Here is a 16713-nt window from a genome sequence, read left to right as displayed (position 1 = left end):
TTTTACGGAAAACTCCCCGCATGAAACGTACGCCCCATCTGCTCGCCATCCAGTCCCACGTGGTGTTCGGCCACGCTGGCAACAGCGCCGCGGTTTTCCCGATGCAGCGGGTCGGGGTGAACGTCTGGCCGCTCAATACCGTGCAGTTCTCCAACCACACGCAATATGGCCAGTGGGCCGGGGAAGTGCTGGCCCCGCATCAGATTCCGGAATTGGTGGAAGGGATCGCGGCGATTGGCGAGCTGGGCAACTGCGATGCCGTGTTGTCCGGCTACCTCGGCAGCGCGGCCCAGGGTCGGGCGATTCTCGCGGGCGTGGAGCGAATCAAATCGATCAATCCCAAAGCGTTATACCTCTGCGACCCGGTGATGGGCCATCCGGAGAAGGGTTGCAGCGTACCGGCGGAGGTTAGCGATTTTCTGTTGGAAGAGGCCGCAGCGGTGGCCGACTTCATGTGCCCGAACCAGTTGGAGCTGAACAGCTTCTCGGGGCGCAAGGCGCAGTCATTGTTCGATTGCCTGGCGATGGCTCGCGCGCTGTTGGCACGCGGTCCGAAGGCGGTGCTGGTCAAGCATCTGGACTATCCCGGCAAACTGACGGATGGCTTCGAGATGTTGCTGGTGACCGCTGAAGGCAGCTGGCACCTGCGTCGGCCGTTGCTGGCGTTTCCGCGTCAGCCGGTGGGCGTTGGTGATCTGACTTCCGGGTTGTTCCTGGCGCGTGTGCTGTTGGGGGACAGTCTTGTAAGCGCCTTTGAATTCACCGCAGCGGCGGTGCATGAAGTGCTGCTGGAAACCCAGGCTTGCGCCAGCTATGAGCTGGAACTGGTGCGGGCGCAGGACCGGGTCGCCCATCCCCGGGTGCGGTTCGAGGCGACTGCGATCAGTCTCTGAGATCCGTGTCGACGCCATTCGCGAGCAAGCCCGCTCCCACACGGGCTCTCTGTCGTACACGAAATCTGTGTGCACTGAAGATCTATTGTGGGAGCGGGCTTGCTCGCGAAGATGATCTCATGAACACCATCGAACGCACTGAACAGCTCAGGCGTCGCCCTTGATTTCCTGATAGCGCTTTTCCAGTTCCTGACGAATCTGCCGACGCTGCTGGGCCTGCATGTACCGACGCTTGTCTTCACTGTTCTGCGGTTGCAGCGGCGGGACCGCGGCCGGTTTGCGCTGGTCATCCACCGCGACCATGGTGAAGAAGCAGCTGTTGGTGTGGCGCACCGAGCGCTCGCGGATGTTCTCGGTCACGACCTTGATGCCCACCTCCATCGAGGTGTTGCCGGTGTAGTTGACCGAGGCCAGAAAAGTCACCAGTTCGCCGACGTGAATCGGCTCGCGGAAAATCACCTGATCCACCGACAGGGTCACCACATAGCGGCCGGCATACCGGCTGGCGCAGGCGTAGGCCACTTCATCGAGGTATTTGAGCAAGGTGCCGCCGTGGACATTGCCAGAGAAATTGGCCATGTCGGGGGTCATCAATACCGTCATCGACAGCTGGGCGTTTCCGGGTTCCATAACGTACTCACGGGTTCAAGGCAGGATTCGGGGTTGCACCTCTGTGGGTGCTTGGTTTTTCAAACCAACAGTTATCGGGACGCCGGGCGGGGGGCCGCCGTCACGCCCGGATCGATCTGTTTCCATATATTGCACCGTCTTCCCGTCGGAAGTCGCGATGTTACCCTTCAAAAGCCCACCCCAGGAGCCACACACCATGCATGCCATCAGTTTCATTCAGGATCTGGCAGTGATCATGTTGATCGCGGGCGTGGTGACCGTGCTCTTTCATCGTCTCAAACAACCGGTGGTGCTCGGTTACATAGTCGCCGGCTTCATCATCGGTCCGCACACGCCGCCGTTCAGCCTGATCCACGACGAAGAAACCATCAAGACCCTCGCCGAGCTCGGGGTGATTTTCCTGATGTTCTGCCTGGGCCTGGAGTTCAGCCTGCGCAAGCTGTTCAAGGTCGGCGCCACGGCGTTCATCGCAGCGTTCCTGGAAATCGTCCTGATGATCTGGATCGGCTATGAAATCGGCCGCTGGTTCGACTGGAATACCATGGATTCGCTGTTCCTCGGTGCGATCCTGGCGATTTCCTCGACCACCATCATCGTCAAGGCGCTCAACGACCTGAAGATGAAGAACGAGCGCTTTGCTCAGTTGATCTTCGGCGTACTGATCGTCGAAGACATCCTTGGCATCGGCATCATCGCGTTACTGTCGAGTATCGCGGTCAGCGGCACCGTCAGTTCTAACGAGGTCTTTTCCACGGTCGGTAAGCTCTCTCTTTTCATGATCGTCGCGCTGGTCATCGGCATCCTGCTGGTGCCGCGGCTGCTGGCTTATGTGGCCAGATTCGAAAGCAACGAGATGCTGCTGATCACCGTGCTGGGCCTGTGTTTCGGCTTCTGCCTGCTGGTGGTCAAACTTGAATACAGCATGGTCCTCGGCGCGTTCCTGATCGGCGCGATCATGGCCGAATCGCACCAACTGCTGAAGATCGAGCAGTTGATCGAGCCGGTTCGCGACTTGTTCAGCGCAATTTTCTTTGTCGCCATCGGCCTGATGCTCGACCCGATGATCCTGCTGCAATACGCCTGGCCGATCGCGGTGATCACCGTGACCGTGGTGCTGGGCAAGATGCTGTCCTGCGGCCTCGGCGCGTTTATCGCCGGCAATGACGGACGTACTTCACTGCGAGTGGGGATGGGGCTTTCACAGATTGGTGAATTCTCTTTCATCATCGCGGCGTTGGGCGTGACGCTGCAGGTCACCAGCAACTTTCTCTATCCGGTGGCTGTGGCCGTCTCGGTGATCACCACGCTGCTAACGCCGTATCTGATCCGCGCGGCCGATCCGCTGTCGATCAAGCTTGCTGCGGTGATGCCGCAGCGTCTGGGCCGTGTGCTGGCGATGTATGGCGAATGGCTGCGCAGCATTCAGCCTCAGGGTGAGGGCGCACTGTTGGCGTCGATGATTCGGCGGATTCTGTTGCAGGTAGGGGTCAATCTGGCGCTGGTGATAGCGATCTTTTTATCGGGCGCCTTCTTCGCCGAGCGCATGTCCGTTTACCTGCAAGCCTGGATCAGCGACCCAAGCTGGCAGAAAGCGTTGATCTGGGGCGGGGCGTTGCTGTTGTCACTGCCGTTTCTGATCGCCGCTTATCGCAAGCTCAAGGCGCTGTCGATGCTGCTGGCAGAGATGGGGGTGAAGCCGGAGATGGCCGGCCGCCATACACAGCGAGTGCGTCGGGTGATCGCCGAAGTGATCCCGATCCTCTCGCTGTTGGTGGTTTTCCTGCTGCTGGCGGCCTTGTCGGCCAGTACTCTGCCGACCAACAAGTTACTGGTGCTGATCGCCATAGTCGCGGCCACCGTGGCGGCGCTGCTCTGGCGCTGGTTCATTCGCGTGCATACGCGGATGCAAGTGGCCTTGCTGGAAACCCTGGATAACCACAAGGATGCTTCTGGCCACTGACGTTGCACCTGTAGCAGCTGCCAAAGGCTGCGTCCGGCTGACGCAGTCGCAAATGAGGCAATGATGTGAGTCTGGTTAACCGGGTCGCAGATCTACGACTGCTTCGCAGCCGGACGCAGCCTGCGCCAGCTGCTGCAAAAAAGTCGCGCAGGAGAAAATCAGCTTTCCAGCCAGACGTCCCGCGCCCAGTGCCATACCGATTCCCAGGTTTCTTCGGCGATCAGCTCTTCTTCGGCCAACCACAACACCACGGTGCCGTCTTCTTCGACCAGGTAGTAGTTGTCACCATCCTGACAGATCGGAATCATGCTGCGATCGACACCAGCGTCCCAGGCGTTGGCAGCAACGTCTGGCAGGTAGGTGTGGGATTGCGGGTCGGTGACGGTTACAGGCTCAAGGCTGCCATAGACCACATCGCTGACGGTCAGCAGGAATTCTCTGAATACGAATGGAATATCGATGAACAGTTGTTCTTCGATTTCTACCAGCAGATCTTCGTCGGGCAACTCCAAGGGGACCGGTACCGGTTCGTTGGCTTCACGCAGTTGTTCGATGATTTCTTCCACGTCCGGGATCCTCTTGCTTGATGGCGCGGTTTAGTTGGGGCGGTTTATACAGTAGCTCGCTATAGATGCAACCGCGAAATAGAAAACCCCGGCCGAGGCCGGGGTTTTTATTACAGCAGGTGAAACGCGGGAAGTGATCAGCCGTTCTGGCGGATACCCGCTACCAGCCAAGGCTGGTTTTCGCCCTGTGGACGTTCCATGTTCCAGCTTTCGCTGAACACTTCGCCCTGGTCGAAACGCGAGTTCTTCGACACGCCGCTGAAGGTCAGGGTGGCGATGGTCTTGTCCGCACGGTCATCAACGCCGTCCAGTTGTACCTGAAGGTTATCGATGTAGGTCGACTGGAAGCCGTCGCCCAGATCGGCACGTTCGCGCTTGAGGAACTCCAGCAGTTGCGGAGTCACGAACTCGGCGATCTTGTCCATTTCGTTGGCGTCCCAGTGTTGCTGCAGGGACTGGAAGTGGTTGCGGGCCGCTTCAATGAAGTTGTTTTCATTGAACCAGGCCGGAGCATTGATCACCGGACGAGCGGCAGCAGGTGCAGCCGAGCCGCCGAAGATCGAACCCATGGCTGTTGGTTTCTGTTCGAACACTTCACGCTGCATCGGCGCGCCGGCTGGAGCCATGTGCTCCTGCTGCTTGCGACGACGGGCAGCGATGAAGCGGAAGACCAGGAAGGCGATGATCGCCATGATCAGGATGTCGAAGATCTGCATGCCCTGGAAGCCGTCGCCCATGAACATGGAGGCCAGCAGGCCACCGGCAGCGATACCGGCCAGGGGGCCGAGCCAGCGCGAAGCACCGCTGGCCTTGGTAGCGGCGCCAGCAGCACCGGCCGCGCCCGCAGTGGCAGCAGCGCCGCCTGCAGCAGAAGAAGGAGCCATTTGGCTGGTCTGGTGAGTCGGCGCAGCGCCGGAGCTCTTGCCGCCACCAAAGCGCTTGGCGGCATTGGCGTCGAGGCTCATCGTCAGGCCAATGCACAACGCCATGGCGATGCTAAGAAAACGTTTCATAAAGGGAATTCCCATTTGTGGAAGGCACGCGCGCCATGTTGCACAGCTGGAGTGTTACTGGCTAGCGGCAGAGTGTTTCGGGCTTTTGCTTGACAGGTTGTGTTCAGCTTCAGTCAGCGCAATAAGGCCTGTTAACTTTGGTCTGTAGGATGAGTGGATGAGTTCTGTAGGAAGGATACCTAGTGTTGCTGCGCAAGCTGACTATGAGGCGGCTTTGGAAAAAGATCGTAGCCTTCGGCAGCTCCTACAGGGTATGCGAATTCCTTGTAGGAGCTGGCGAAGCCTGCGATCTTTTTAGCCTTTAGATCGCTTCCAGCTTGGCGTAACCCAGCATCAACCATTTGCTGCCTTCGCTGAAGTTCACCTGCACCCGCGCCTGAGCGCCGGCGCCTTCGAAATTCAGGATCACTCCGTCGCCGAACACCGAGTGCCGCACCGTCTGGCCGAGGCTGAACCCGGTATCCGGGATCTCGCTGCCGCCGAACAGGCTGCTGGAGCTCTGCTGCTGGCCGCCGCCGAACGGACGGCTGACACTGTTGGACAGTCGCACTTCCTGAATCAGACCTTTTGGCACTTCGCGTACGAAACGCGACACCTTGTTGTAGGTCTCGCTTCCGTACAGGCGTCTGGTTTCAGCATAAGTCAGCACCAGGTTCTGCATCGCCCGGGTGATGCCGACGTAGGCCAGGCGGCGTTCCTCTTCAAGACGGCCGGGCTCTTCCAGGCTCATCTTGTGCGGAAACAGACCTTCTTCCATGCCCACCAGGAACACGTAAGGGAATTCCAGGCCCTTGGCGCTGTGCAGGGTCATCAACTGAATGCTGTCTTCGTGCTCGTCGGCCTGGGTGTCTCCGGCCTCCAGCGAAGCGTGACCGAGGAATGCCGCCAGTGGCGACTGCTCTTCATCCTCTTCCGGGTTTTCGAAGTTGCGCGCGGCGCTGACCAGTTCCTCAAGGTTTTCTACCCGGGCCTGGCCTTTCTCGCCTTTTTCCGCTTGGTGGTAGGCAATCAGCCCCGACTGCTCGATCACGGTTTGGGTCATCAAATGCAGCGGCATTTCCATGCACTTGGCGGCAAGGTTCTCAATCAGCTCCATAAACACCCCAAGGGCGCCGGCAGCGCGACCGGTCAGGCCTTTGTTGGCCACCAACTGACGCATGGCTTCCCACATCGACACATCGCTGTGGCGCGCATGATCGCGGATGGCTTCGACGGTTTTTTCGCCGATGCCACGGGCCGGAACGTTGATCACCCGCTCCAGTGCCGCATCGTTGCCACGGCCTTCCAACAAACGCAGGTACGCCATGGCGTTCTTGATTTCTGCTCGTTCGAAGAAGCGCTGACCACCATAAATGCGATACGGAATGCGCTCACGGAGCAAGGCTTCTTCCAAAACGCGCGATTGGGCGTTGGAGCGGTACAAAATCGCGATGTCGCTGCGGGCCAAGCCGGTTTTCAGCGCACTTTCAATGGTTTCAACCACGTAGCGTGCTTCGTCGTGTTCGTTGAAGGCGGCGTACAGATTGATCGCTTCGCCTTCGCCGCCATCGGTCCACAACTCTTTGCCCATGCGCCCGGTGTTGTTGGCGATCAGGGCGTTGGCAGCTTTGAGGATCCCGGCTGTGGAGCGGTAGTTTTGCTCCAGACGAATGATCTCGGCATCCGGGAAGTCGTCGGAATACTGATAAATGTTCTCGATTTTCGCGCCGCGCCAACCGTAGATTGACTGGTCATCGTCACCGACCACCATCAGGCTGTCACCGCCCTTGGCCAGCAGACGCAACCAGGCGTACTGCACGGCGTTGGTGTCCTGGAACTCGTCCACCAGAATGTGCCGGAAGCGTTTCTGATAATGGGCGAGCAGGCCCGGGTGATCGCGCCACAGGTCGAGGGCGCGCAGCAGCAGTTCGGAGAAGTCGATCACGCCGGCGCGCAGGCACGCGGCCTCATAGGCTTCATAAATGCTGCGCATGGTCGCCAGGAACAGATCGCCACTGGCTTGAATATGTTGCGGGCGCAGACCTTCGTCTTTCTGCCCGTTGATGAACCACTGGGCCTGCCGTGCTGGCCAGCGTTGCTCGTCCAGGCCCAGCTCGCGGATCACCCGCTTGACCAGCCGTTGCTGGTCGTCGCTGTCGAGAATCTGGAAGGTCTGGCTCAGGCCGGCTTCCTGCCAGTGCGCCCGCAATAAGCGGTGCGCCAGGCCGTGGAAGGTGCCGACCCACATGCCGGCCGGGTTGATACCCATCAGCTGCTCGATGCGATGACGCATCTCGGCAGCGGCCTTGTTGGTGAAGGTCACCGACAGAATGGAGTGGGGCGAGGCGTTTTCGACCTGGATCAACCAGGCGATACGGTGCACCAGCACTCGGGTTTTACCGGAGCCAGCACCGGCCAGGACCAACTGACGACCCACGGAGGCAGCTACGGCCTTACGTTGGGCATCGTTGAGGGAGTTCAGCAGAAGGGAGAGATCATCGCGCATCGGGGCATTCTAGGGTGCGCCGTCGCACCGGGCAAACCGAGCTTTGCATTAGCCGATGAAAGAAGCACCGATGACGACCGGTCGGTCATTGGCTGCAAGCATGGGTGGGACTCGTCTGGCTGCTTTTGCACCGGCGCGGGCGACTCAAACTTTTTGTCTATTTTATGACCCTGGGCTGTTTGGTCCGGGCATTTGCTTGTGTATGCTCGGTCCACAATTCGGGCTCCCATGCTCACTATAAGAACAAGAACATTGCCTATGACCCTCAGCTCCGACCTGTCGGGCCCCTCTGTGGAGCCTCGGGTTATCCGCAAACAGTACGCCATGGAGATGGCGGTCGAACGCACGCGCCTGCTGTACCAGGGCTCGCTGTTGCCTACGCTGTTCATGCTGATCAACGGTCTGGTCTGCGCCGGGTTGCTCTGGAGCCCGCAGCGTTACTTCGTGGTCAGCGTCTGGCTGATCTGGTTGTTGTCGCTGGTGGCGTTGCGAGTGATTCAGGTCGCAGCCTTCGATTCGGCGATTCCCCACCGTCAGGCCCACCCGATCTGGCGTCGCATGTTCCTGCTCGGCTCGGCTATGACTGGTTTGACCCTGGCCGGTGCCGGCATCGCACTGGTGCCTGCTGACAATTTCATGCAGCAAGCCTGGGTGTTCGGCCTGATCGGCGCCGCGACCCTTTCGGCCAGCGTCGCTTACGCGGTCAGCCTGCCGGCTTTTCTGTCCTTTACCTTGCCCTGTCTGTTGCCGGCCATCGGTTATCTGTTCTGGGGCGGCGATGAGCAGGAACAGGGCTGGGGCTGGTTCGGGTTGATTTTGCTGGGTTCGTTGAGTGTGGTCGCCTGGCAGGTCAATCGGCTGATCAATCAGGGATTGCTACGGCGTTTTCAAAATCAGGCCTTGATCGAGCACTTGCAGCAGGCGCAAAGCCGCAGCGACCAGCTCAACCAAGAGCTGGCCAAGGAAATCGACCAGCGCCGCCGCGCCGAAGACGAATTGCGCGAAACCCAGGTCGGCCTCGAAAACCGAGTCGCGCAACGCAGCCTGGAGCTGGACGCGGCCAATCAGGCCTTGAGCAAGAGCGAAGCGCGGTTGGCGCTGGCGTTGAAGGCGAGCGAGCTCGGTTTGTGGGACTGGAATCTGCAAACAGACGAAGTCCATCACACTCACCTTCAGGAGTTGTTCGGGTTGGAGCCGGAATACGTGACGGCGATGCTCAGCCACCTCAAGCCGCGGCTGCATCCTGAAGACTTGCCGTCGCTGAAGCGGGCGCTGGTCGAGCATTTGAAGGGCCGCAGCGAGGACTATCAGATCGAATACCGCGTAAGGCATGGCGATGGCCATTGGGTCTGGATCGAGGACCGTGGTCGAGCGGTTGAGCGCAGCGAAAACGGCCGGGTGATCCGCATGGTCGGCACCCGCCGCGATATCAGTGCCAGCAAAGGTCTGGAAGAACAGCGCCAACTGGCGGCGACGGTATTCGAGGCGGCCAGCGAAGGCATTGTGATTTTCGACCCGAATTACGCCTTGATTGCCGTCAATCAGGCCTTCAGTCGGGTTACTGGCTATGACATCGACGACATGCTCGGGCGCAAAGTGGTCGATTTGCCCTGCAGCCGCGACGCTCGCCGGCATTACGCGGCGATTCGTCAGGCACTGGAACAGCACGGCAGTTGGCAGGGCGAGTTGGTCGAAACCCGCAAGAATGGCGAGTTGTATCCGCAATGGCTGCAACTGAATGCCGTACGCGATACGCGGGGAAATGTAAGTCATATTGTCGGCTTCTTCGCCGATCTATCTGCGCGACGCGAATCCGAAGAGCGTATGCGCTACCTCACGCATTACGACGAACTCACGGGGCTGGCCAACCGTTCGTTGTTCCGCGAACGGCTGCGCGAGGCTCATCAGCGGGTGCGCCAGGGCGGTCGGCGCAGTCTGGCGTTGCTGCACATCAATCTGGATCGTTTCAAACTGCTCAACGATAGCCTCGGTCACGAAATTGCCGATCAACTGTTGCAGAAAATGGCCCGGCGCTTAGTCAATGCGCTGCCGGAAGCAGACACCATCGCCCGGTTGTCCGGTGATGAGTTTGCGGTGCTGTTCGATGCCTACGGCAACCTGTCGAGCCTGGCGCGCGTGGCGACCCGATTGTCGACCAAGCTGCGTTTGCCGATCACCGTAGAGGGGCATGAACTGGTGGTGAGCGCGTCCATGGGCATCAGCCTGTTGCCGGACACCGCGCGGGAGATTTCCGCATTGGTCAGCCAGTCGAACATGGCCATGCAACATGCCAAACATCTGGGCGGCAACAACTTCCAGTTCTACACCGACAGCCTGCAAGCCAGCACCCTTGAGCGTTTGCAGCTTGAGAACCAGTTGCGCAAAGCCATCGAAGAAAAGCAGCTGAAGGTGTTTTATCAACCGAAACTCTGCCTCGCCACCGGCCGGCTGAACGCCGCCGAGGCGTTGGTACGCTGGAGTCACCCGACTTTGGGCCAGGTACCGCCAGGGGATTTCATCGGACTGGCCGAGGAAACCGGGCTGATCGGCGCTATCGGCGAGTTCGTTTTGCGTCAGGCTTGCTGGCAGGCCTGTGAGTGGCAGCGTCAGGGACTTGAGCCGATTCGGGTATCGGTCAACCTGTCGGTACATCAATTGCGTCAGGGGAAACTGGTCAGCCTGGTGCGCCAGGTGCTGGAAGAAACCGGTCTGGCGCCGCACTACCTGGAGCTGGAACTCACCGAAAGCCAGTTGCTGGACAGCGTCGAGCACATCATCGCGACCTTCCAGCAGTTGCGCGATATCGGAGTGAAACTGGCGATTGACGATTTTGGTACCGGTTATTCGTCTCTCAGCTACCTCAAGCGCATCCCCGTGGACTACGTGAAAATCGATCAGGCGTTTATCCGCGGCCTGGGGGAGAGCAGCGAGGATGCGGCGATCACTCGGGCGATCATTGCCATGGCCCACGGCCTGTCGCTGAAAGTGGTGGCTGAAGGTGTCGAGCGGCCGGAGCAACTGGAGTTTCTGAAAACCGAGCGTTGCGATGAAGTGCAAGGTTATTTGATCAGTCGTCCGGCCGAAGCCACTGACCTGGCCGAACTTTTACGTCGCGACGCCAGCCCCATGTAGCAGCTGGCGAAGCCTGCGTTCGGCTGCGCAGCAGTCGTAAAACCTGCGTACCGGATTTTTCCTGCTAAACCGCATTCACCTACACGACTGCTTCGCAGTCGAACGCAGGCTTCGCCAGCTGCTACAAGGATCGAGAGGGCTACATGGAGTGCATGTCGCGTGAAACGGGACATTGAGTTACGTATTGAGCAGGCAAAAAGCCCATTCATGTAGTATAACTACAAGCGTGCTACATCCCCGGCACCTGCCAATAACAAAGAGTCCAGCCCTTTGAATCTGCTGCAACACATCGCCCAGTCACGCCACCTGTTACGCAAGTCGGAGCTCAAGGTCGCCGACCATGTGCTGCTTGATCCTGCGGCGGTGATGCACAGTTCCATGGCCGACCTGGCCCACAGCGTGGGCATCAGCGAGCCGACCATCGTGCGGTTTTGCCGCGCCATCGGTTGCTCCGGGTTTCAGGACTTGAAGCTGAAACTGGCGCAGAGCCTGGCGGCTGGCGCGAGCTTCGGGCAATTCGCGATCCATGAAGACGATTCGGTCGCCGATTACAGCCTGAAAATCTTCGACACCACCCTGCACACCCTGATGGAGGTTCGCGAGAAACTCGATCCGGTGGAGTTGCAGAGGGCTGTGTCGCTCATGTCCCAGGCCCAGCGTGTCGAGTTCTACGGTTTCGGCGCGTCCGGTGCAGTGGCGGCGGATGCCCAGCACAAATTCTTCCGTTTGCTGCTGACCGCAGCGGCGTATTCCGACCCGCACATGCAGGCGATGTCGGCGGTGACTTTGAAGCCGAGCGACGTGGCGATCTGCATTTCCCAGTCGGGGCGTTCCAAGGACCTGTTGATCACTGCCAACCTGGTGCGTGAAAGCGGCGCCTCGCTGATCACCCTGTGCCCGAGTCAGACACCGCTGGCCGAGTTGTCGACCGTCAACCTGGCGATTGACGTGCACGAAGACACCGAAATCTATACGCCGCTGACTTCACGTATCGCGCATCTGGTGGTGATCGATGTGTTGGCGATGGGCGTAGCCATGGCTCGCGGGCCGAGCCTGGTCAATCACCTGAAAAGCGTCAAACGCAGCCTTCGCAGCTTGCGACTGTCGCCCAAGTCAGTAAAAGCCCTCGACGATTGATTCAAGATTGTCGCGGACCTTGTGGCGAGGGGGCTTGCCCCCGTTCGGCTGCGCAGCAGTCGCAAACGCGTTGGGGCCGCTACGCGCCCCAACGGGGGAAAGCCCCCTCGTCACATGTACGGCGTCGCCTGATGAATTTCATCAGTCTGTAACTTACAAGCCGCCAAACCGTCATCCCTCGCGCCTATCGTGAAACTCCCGTACTCGCCTTGGGAGACTCGAAATGGCTCAGCCCTACGAAGAACGCAACAGCGCCGTCAAAACCCGTCGTCAGCAAGAAGACCAGCGCCGCATGGAATTTCGCCGCGCCATTGAAGATCGCTGCGAACGCCGCCAGCTTCTGAATGAAATTGGCGAATTTCCTGACGACCTCGAACTCAACTACTGGCAGGCAGCACCGGCAGTTTCCCGTCGAAACGCTCAACCAGCGCGCTGATCTGCGCCCGTTCGCTGCGGATAAACGCAAGGAATGCATGGGCCACCGGCGATAGCCGTTTGGCCTTGGCCTGCACCAGGCACCAGCTACGCAGCAGCGGCAGCTCTTCGACCGGTAGCTCAATAAGGGCGCCGGTCGCCAACTCAAGGTTCAGGGCATGGCGTGTCAACAGCGCCAGGCCCAGACCCGCCAATACGCATTCACGCTGAGCTTCCGCCGAGGCGACCTCCTGGGTCTGGGTGAAGTGCACCCGCTTCTCTTTGAAATACTCTTCGCACGCCAATCGCGTACCGGAACCGGGTTCGCGCAACAGCAATGTGTAGGGCTCCAGATCCTGCAAGCGCAGGGGGCCCATGTGGCACAGTGGATGATCCGGCGGCGCTACAGCGACAATCGGATTATTGAGGAACGGCAGGAATTCCAGCCCCATGTCCTGTGGGACCATCGACATGATCACCAGATCATCACGGTTGTCCGACAGGCGCCGGATGACCTGGCCTCGGTTGACCACCGTCAGGTGCAGGTTCACTTCGGGGTGCTGACGCTTGAACGCGGCAAACAGGTGCGGCACGAAATACTTGGCGCTGGACTCCACCGCCAGCTTCAGCTGGCCCTGCAATGAGCCTTGCATGTCCGACAGTTGCATATCGAGGTTTTCCAGGCGCCCGAAAATGTCCCGGCTGGCGCGCTGCAGTGCTTCGGCTGCCTCGGTCATGTAGAGTTTTTTGCCGACGTAATCGAACAACGGTTGGCCGATCAGCTCCTCGAGTTGACGAATCTGTAGGCTCACGGCAGGTTGTGTGAGAGACATTTCATCGGCAGCGCGGCTGTAGGATCTTAAGTCGCACACCTCATTGAAGATCTTCAATTGACGCAATGTCATACGCATCAATGACTTACGCATTTTCTAGAGATCCTGGGCGAATGCTGATGCCTCAACTATAAGTCTTTGCTTATGTGTAACCCAATTATTATTCATTTTTGTTAATCCCTTGCGAAGGCTAGTGTGGAGCTGCGACTGAATTGAAACATTTGGTCACGCGTCGACCTGGTTTGACAGGTCGTGGGTACCACCGGCTCAAGGGAACCTCCAAGTGATAAAAAAGATCCTGATCGCCAACCGTGGTGAGATTGCCGTACGAATCGTACGTGCCTGCGCCGAGATGGGCATTCGCTCGGTCGCGATCTATTCCGACGCCGACCGTCATGCCTTGCATGTGAAACGCGCGGACGAGGCCCACAGCATCGGTGCCGAGCCACTGGCCGGCTACCTGAATGCGCGCAAGCTGGTGAATCTGGCGGTAGAAACCGGTTGCGATGCGCTGCACCCCGGCTACGGTTTCCTCTCGGAAAACGCTGAACTGGCAGATATCTGCGCGGAGCGCGGCATCAAGTTCATCGGTCCATCGGCTGAAGTGATTCGCCGCATGGGCGACAAGACCGAAGCCCGTCGCAGCATGATCAAGGCTGGCGTACCCGTCACCCCGGGGACCGAAGGCAACGTCGCGGATATCGCGGAAGCCTTGATCGAAGGCGACCGCATCGGTTATCCGGTGATGCTCAAGGCGACTTCCGGTGGTGGTGGCCGTGGTATCCGTCGCTGCGACAGCCGGGAAGAACTTGAACAAGCATTCCCTCGTGTCATTTCCGAAGCCACCAAGGCCTTCGGTTCCGCGGAAGTGTTCCTCGAAAAATGCATCGTCAATCCAAAACACATCGAAGCGCAGATCCTCGGCGACAGCTTCGGCAACGTGGTGCACCTGTTCGAGCGTGACTGCTCGATCCAGCGTCGCAACCAGAAGCTCATCGAGATCGCTCCGAGCCCGCAACTGACCCCGGAACAGCGCGCCTACATCGGCGACCTGTCGGTGCGCGCAGCCAAGGCCGTGGGTTACGAGAACGCTGGCACCGTGGAGTTCCTGCTCGCCGAAGGCGAGGTGTACTTCATGGAGATGAACACCCGGGTGCAGGTGGAGCACACCATCACCGAAGAAATCACCGGCATCGACATTGTTCGCGAGCAGATCCGCATCGCGTCCGGTCTGCCGCTTTCGGTGAAACAGGAAGACATTCAGCACCGCGGATTCGCGCTGCAATTTCGGATCAACGCCGAAGACCCGAAAAACAACTTCCTGCCGAGCTTTGGCAAGATCACCCGTTACTACGCGCCCGGCGGCCCCGGCGTGCGTACCGACACGGCGATCTACACCGGTTACACCATTCCACCGTTCTACGACTCCATGTGCCTGAAACTGGTGGTGTGGGCGCTGACCTGGGAAGAGGCGATGGACCGTGGCTTGCGCGCTCTGGACGACATGCGTCTGCAAGGGGTCAAGACCACCGCCGCGTACTACCAGGAAATCCTGCGTAACCCGGAATTCCGTAGCGGCCAGTTCAACACCAGCTTCGTTGAAAGCCACCCTGAACTGACCAACTACTCGATCAAGCGCAAACCCGAAGAGCTGGCCCTGGCCATCGCCGCCGCCATCGCCGCCCACGCAGGCCTGTGAGGAATAGAACAATGAGCAAACAAATCCACGTTACCGACACAATCCTGCGCGACGCCCACCAATCGCTGCTCGCCACCCGCATGCGCACCGAAGACATGCTGCCGATCTGCGACAAGCTCGACAAAGTCGGCTACTGGTCGCTGGAATGCTGGGGCGGCGCGACCTTCGACGCCTGCGTACGCTTCCTGAAAGAAGACCCGTGGGAGCGCCTGCGCCAGCTGCGCGCGGCATTGCCTAACACGCGTCTGCAAATGCTCCTGCGTGGCCAGAACCTGCTCGGCTACCGCCACTACAGCGACGACGTGGTCAAAGCCTTCGTCGCCAAGGCGGCGGTCAACGGCATCGACGTGTTCCGTATTTTCGATGCGATGAACGACGTGCGTAACCTGCGAGTCGCCATCGAAGCCGTGAAAGCTGCCGGCAAACACGCTCAAGGCACCATCGCCTACACCACCAGCCCGGTACATACCATCGAGGCCTTCGTGGCCCAAGCCAAGCAAATGGAAGCCATGGGTTGCGACTCCGTGGCGATCAAGGACATGGCTGGCCTGTTGACCCCGTACGCCACCGGCGAACTGGTCAAGGCATTGAAATCCGAGCAGTCGCTGCCAGTGTTCATCCACTCCCACGACACCGCTGGCATGGCCACCATGTGCCAACTCAAGGCCATCGAAAACGGTGCCGATCATATTGACACCGCGATCTCCAGCTTCGCTTCCGGTACCAGCCATCCGGGTACCGAATCAATGGTTGCCGCCCTTAAAGGCAGCGAGTTCGATACTGGCCTGAACCTGGAGCTGTTGCAGGAAATCGGCTTGTACTTCTACGCCGTGCGCAAGAAGTACCACCAGTTCGAAAGCGAGTTCACCGCCGTCGACACCCGTGTGCAAGTCAACCAGGTTCCGGGCGGGATGATTTCCAACCTGGCCAACCAGTTGAAAGAGCAGGGCGCCCTGAACCGCATGAGCGAAGTGCTGGCGGAGATCCCTCGCGTTCGCGAAGACCTCGGCTTCCCGCCGCTGGTGACACCGACCTCGCAGATCGTCGGCACCCAGGCGTTCTTCAACGTGCTGGCCGGCGAGCGCTACAAGACCATCACCAACGAAGTGAAGCTCTACCTGCAAGGTGGCTACGGCAAGGCGCCGGGCACCGTGAACGAAAAACTGCGTCGTCAGGCCATCGGCAGCGAAGAAGTGATCGACGTGCGTCCGGCCGATCTGCTCAAGCCGGAAATGACCAAGCTGCGTGCCGAAATCGGCGCCGTGGCCAAGTCTGAAGAAGATGTGCTGACCTATGCCATGTTCCCGGACATCGGCCGCAAGTTCCTCGAAGAACGCGCAGCCGGCACCCTCACACCAGAAGTGCTGCTGCCGATTCCGGAAGTGGGCGGCGTGGCGTCGGCCGGCGGCGAAGGCGTGCCGACCGAGTTCGTCATCGACGTCCACGGCGAAACCTACCGCGTCGATATCACCGGTGTAGGCGTCAAGGCGGAAGGCAAGCGCCACTTCTACCTGTCCATCGATGGCATGCCGGAAGAGGTGGTGTTCGAACCGCTCAACGAATTCGTCAGCGGTGGCAGCAGCAAACGCAAACAAGCCACTGCACCGGGCCACGTCAGCACCACCATGCCGGGCAACATCGTCGACGTGCTGGTCAAGGAAGGCGACACCGTGAAAGCCGGCCAGGCCGTGCTGATCACCGAGGCGATGAAGATGGAAACCGAAGTCCAATCGGCCATCGCCGGCAAAGTCACCGCCATTCACGTGGTCAAGGGCGACCGGGTGAACCCGGGCGAGATTCTGATCGAGATCGAAGGCTGAGTTAACAGCCGAGATAACACCGCTTTAAACCTCGGGGGGGCATGTGCTCCCCTTTTTTTTGCCCGGCGTTTGGGTGGATTGCAGATCAAGTGTGGGAGCGGGCTTGCTCGCGAAAGCGGAGTGTCAGTCAA

Annotated in this window: 12 protein-coding genes; 7 read left to right on the top strand and 5 right to left on the bottom strand. The window is 59.5% G+C overall.

Annotation, left to right across the window (positions count from 1 at the left end; translation table 11 throughout):
- Positions 1–20 precede the first annotated feature (20 nt).
- Complete coding sequence (gene pdxY, locus ACA044_RS30605; protein WP_497444555.1) at positions 21–893, top strand: pyridoxal kinase PdxY; 873 nt, start codon at positions 21–23, stop codon at positions 891–893.
- Between the two features lie 147 nt (positions 894–1040).
- Here the strand turns inward: pdxY and ACA044_RS30600 are convergent, their stop codons facing one another.
- Positions 1041–1523 (bottom strand): acyl-CoA thioesterase, encoded by a 483-nt coding sequence (locus ACA044_RS30600; RefSeq protein ID WP_003229693.1) that lies wholly within the window; start codon positions 1521–1523, stop codon positions 1041–1043.
- A 196-nt stretch (positions 1524–1719) separates the two neighbouring features.
- On the opposite strand from ACA044_RS30600, the gene ACA044_RS30595 reads away from it, so the two are divergent.
- A complete protein-coding gene (locus ACA044_RS30595; protein ID WP_497444554.1) occupies positions 1720–3483 on the top strand; it encodes a cation:proton antiporter in 1764 nt (587 codons plus the stop codon).
- A gap of 158 nt (positions 3484–3641) precedes the next feature.
- On the opposite strand, the gene ACA044_RS30590 is transcribed toward ACA044_RS30595, so the two are convergent.
- The 3 genes from ACA044_RS30590 to uvrD all read right to left on the bottom strand — a co-directional run bounded on the left by ACA044_RS30590 (position 3642) and on the right by uvrD (position 7547).
- Positions 3642–4049 carry an SMI1/KNR4 family protein gene (locus tag ACA044_RS30590; RefSeq protein WP_017341592.1) on the bottom strand — a complete coding sequence of 136 codons (408 nt, stop codon included), beginning with the start codon at positions 4047–4049 and terminating at the stop codon, positions 3642–3644.
- A gap of 137 nt (positions 4050–4186) precedes the next feature.
- The gene (locus ACA044_RS30585; protein ID WP_497444553.1) at positions 4187–5062 is read right to left on the bottom strand and encodes a Tim44 domain-containing protein; all 876 of its coding nucleotides are present in this window, start codon (positions 5060–5062) and stop codon (positions 4187–4189) included.
- Between the two features lie 301 nt (positions 5063–5363).
- On the bottom strand, positions 5364–7547 hold the full coding sequence (gene uvrD / locus ACA044_RS30580; protein ID WP_497444552.1) for a DNA helicase II: 2184 nt from the start codon (positions 7545–7547) through the stop codon (positions 5364–5366).
- 258 nt (positions 7548–7805) lie between these two features.
- Here uvrD and ACA044_RS30575 point away from each other — a divergent pair, with 258 nt between their 5' ends.
- From ACA044_RS30575 to ACA044_RS30565, 3 genes are all read left to right on the top strand, one after another.
- Positions 7806–10679: an EAL domain-containing protein gene (locus tag ACA044_RS30575; protein WP_497444551.1), complete on the top strand. Its 2874-nt coding sequence runs from the start codon at positions 7806–7808 to the stop codon at positions 10677–10679.
- A gap of 270 nt (positions 10680–10949) precedes the next feature.
- On the top strand, positions 10950–11816 hold the full coding sequence (gene hexR / locus ACA044_RS30570) for a transcriptional regulator HexR (RefSeq protein WP_007896526.1): 867 nt from the start codon (positions 10950–10952) through the stop codon (positions 11814–11816).
- Positions 11817–12039: 223 nt separating this feature from the next.
- Complete coding sequence (locus ACA044_RS30565) at positions 12040–12252, top strand: PA3496 family putative envelope integrity protein (protein WP_497444550.1); 213 nt, start codon at positions 12040–12042, stop codon at positions 12250–12252.
- Here ACA044_RS30565 and ACA044_RS30560 read toward each other — a convergent pair.
- A complete protein-coding gene (locus ACA044_RS30560; protein WP_497444549.1) occupies positions 12194–13156 on the bottom strand; it encodes a LysR family transcriptional regulator in 963 nt (320 codons plus the stop codon). The genes ACA044_RS30565 and ACA044_RS30560 overlap by 59 nt on opposite strands.
- Positions 13157–13346: 190 nt before the next feature.
- On the opposite strand from ACA044_RS30560, the gene ACA044_RS30555 reads away from it, so the two are divergent.
- Positions 13347–14762 (top strand): acetyl-CoA carboxylase biotin carboxylase subunit, encoded by a 1416-nt coding sequence (locus ACA044_RS30555; protein WP_008156643.1) that lies wholly within the window; start codon positions 13347–13349, stop codon positions 14760–14762.
- A gap of 11 nt (positions 14763–14773) precedes the next feature.
- Complete coding sequence (gene oadA, locus ACA044_RS30550) at positions 14774–16582, top strand: sodium-extruding oxaloacetate decarboxylase subunit alpha (RefSeq protein WP_497444548.1); 1809 nt, start codon at positions 14774–14776, stop codon at positions 16580–16582.
- Positions 16583–16713: the final 131 nt, after the last annotated feature.

It is taken from the genome of Pseudomonas sp. LBUM1673, from assembly GCF_059695645.1.
The sequence above is the reverse complement of the archived record's forward strand: the minus strand, read 5'-3'. Positions and strand labels throughout refer to the sequence as shown.

What these genes read in the sequence shown, in the direction of transcription:
- pdxY (WP_497444555.1), top strand. Translation starts at nt 21, where the DNA reads ATGAAACGTACGCCCCATCTGCTCGCCATCCAGTCCCACGTGGTGTTC.
- ACA044_RS30565 (WP_497444550.1), top strand. Translation starts at nt 12,040, where the DNA reads ATGGCTCAGCCCTACGAAGAACGCAACAGCGCCGTCAAAACCCGTCGT.
- ACA044_RS30595 (WP_497444554.1), top strand. Translation starts at nt 1,720, where the DNA reads ATGCATGCCATCAGTTTCATTCAGGATCTGGCAGTGATCATGTTGATC.
- uvrD (WP_497444552.1), bottom strand. Translation starts at nt 7,547, where the DNA reads ATGCGCGATGATCTCTCCCTTCTGCTGAACTCCCTCAACGATGCCCAA.
- ACA044_RS30600 (WP_003229693.1), bottom strand. Translation starts at nt 1,523, where the DNA reads ATGGAACCCGGAAACGCCCAGCTGTCGATGACGGTATTGATGACCCCC.
- oadA (WP_497444548.1), top strand. Translation starts at nt 14,774, where the DNA reads ATGAGCAAACAAATCCACGTTACCGACACAATCCTGCGCGACGCCCAC.
- ACA044_RS30575 (WP_497444551.1), top strand. Translation starts at nt 7,806, where the DNA reads ATGACCCTCAGCTCCGACCTGTCGGGCCCCTCTGTGGAGCCTCGGGTT.
- ACA044_RS30560 (WP_497444549.1), bottom strand. Translation starts at nt 13,156, where the DNA reads ATGCGTAAGTCATTGATGCGTATGACATTGCGTCAATTGAAGATCTTC.
- ACA044_RS30585 (WP_497444553.1), bottom strand. Translation starts at nt 5,062, where the DNA reads ATGAAACGTTTTCTTAGCATCGCCATGGCGTTGTGCATTGGCCTGACG.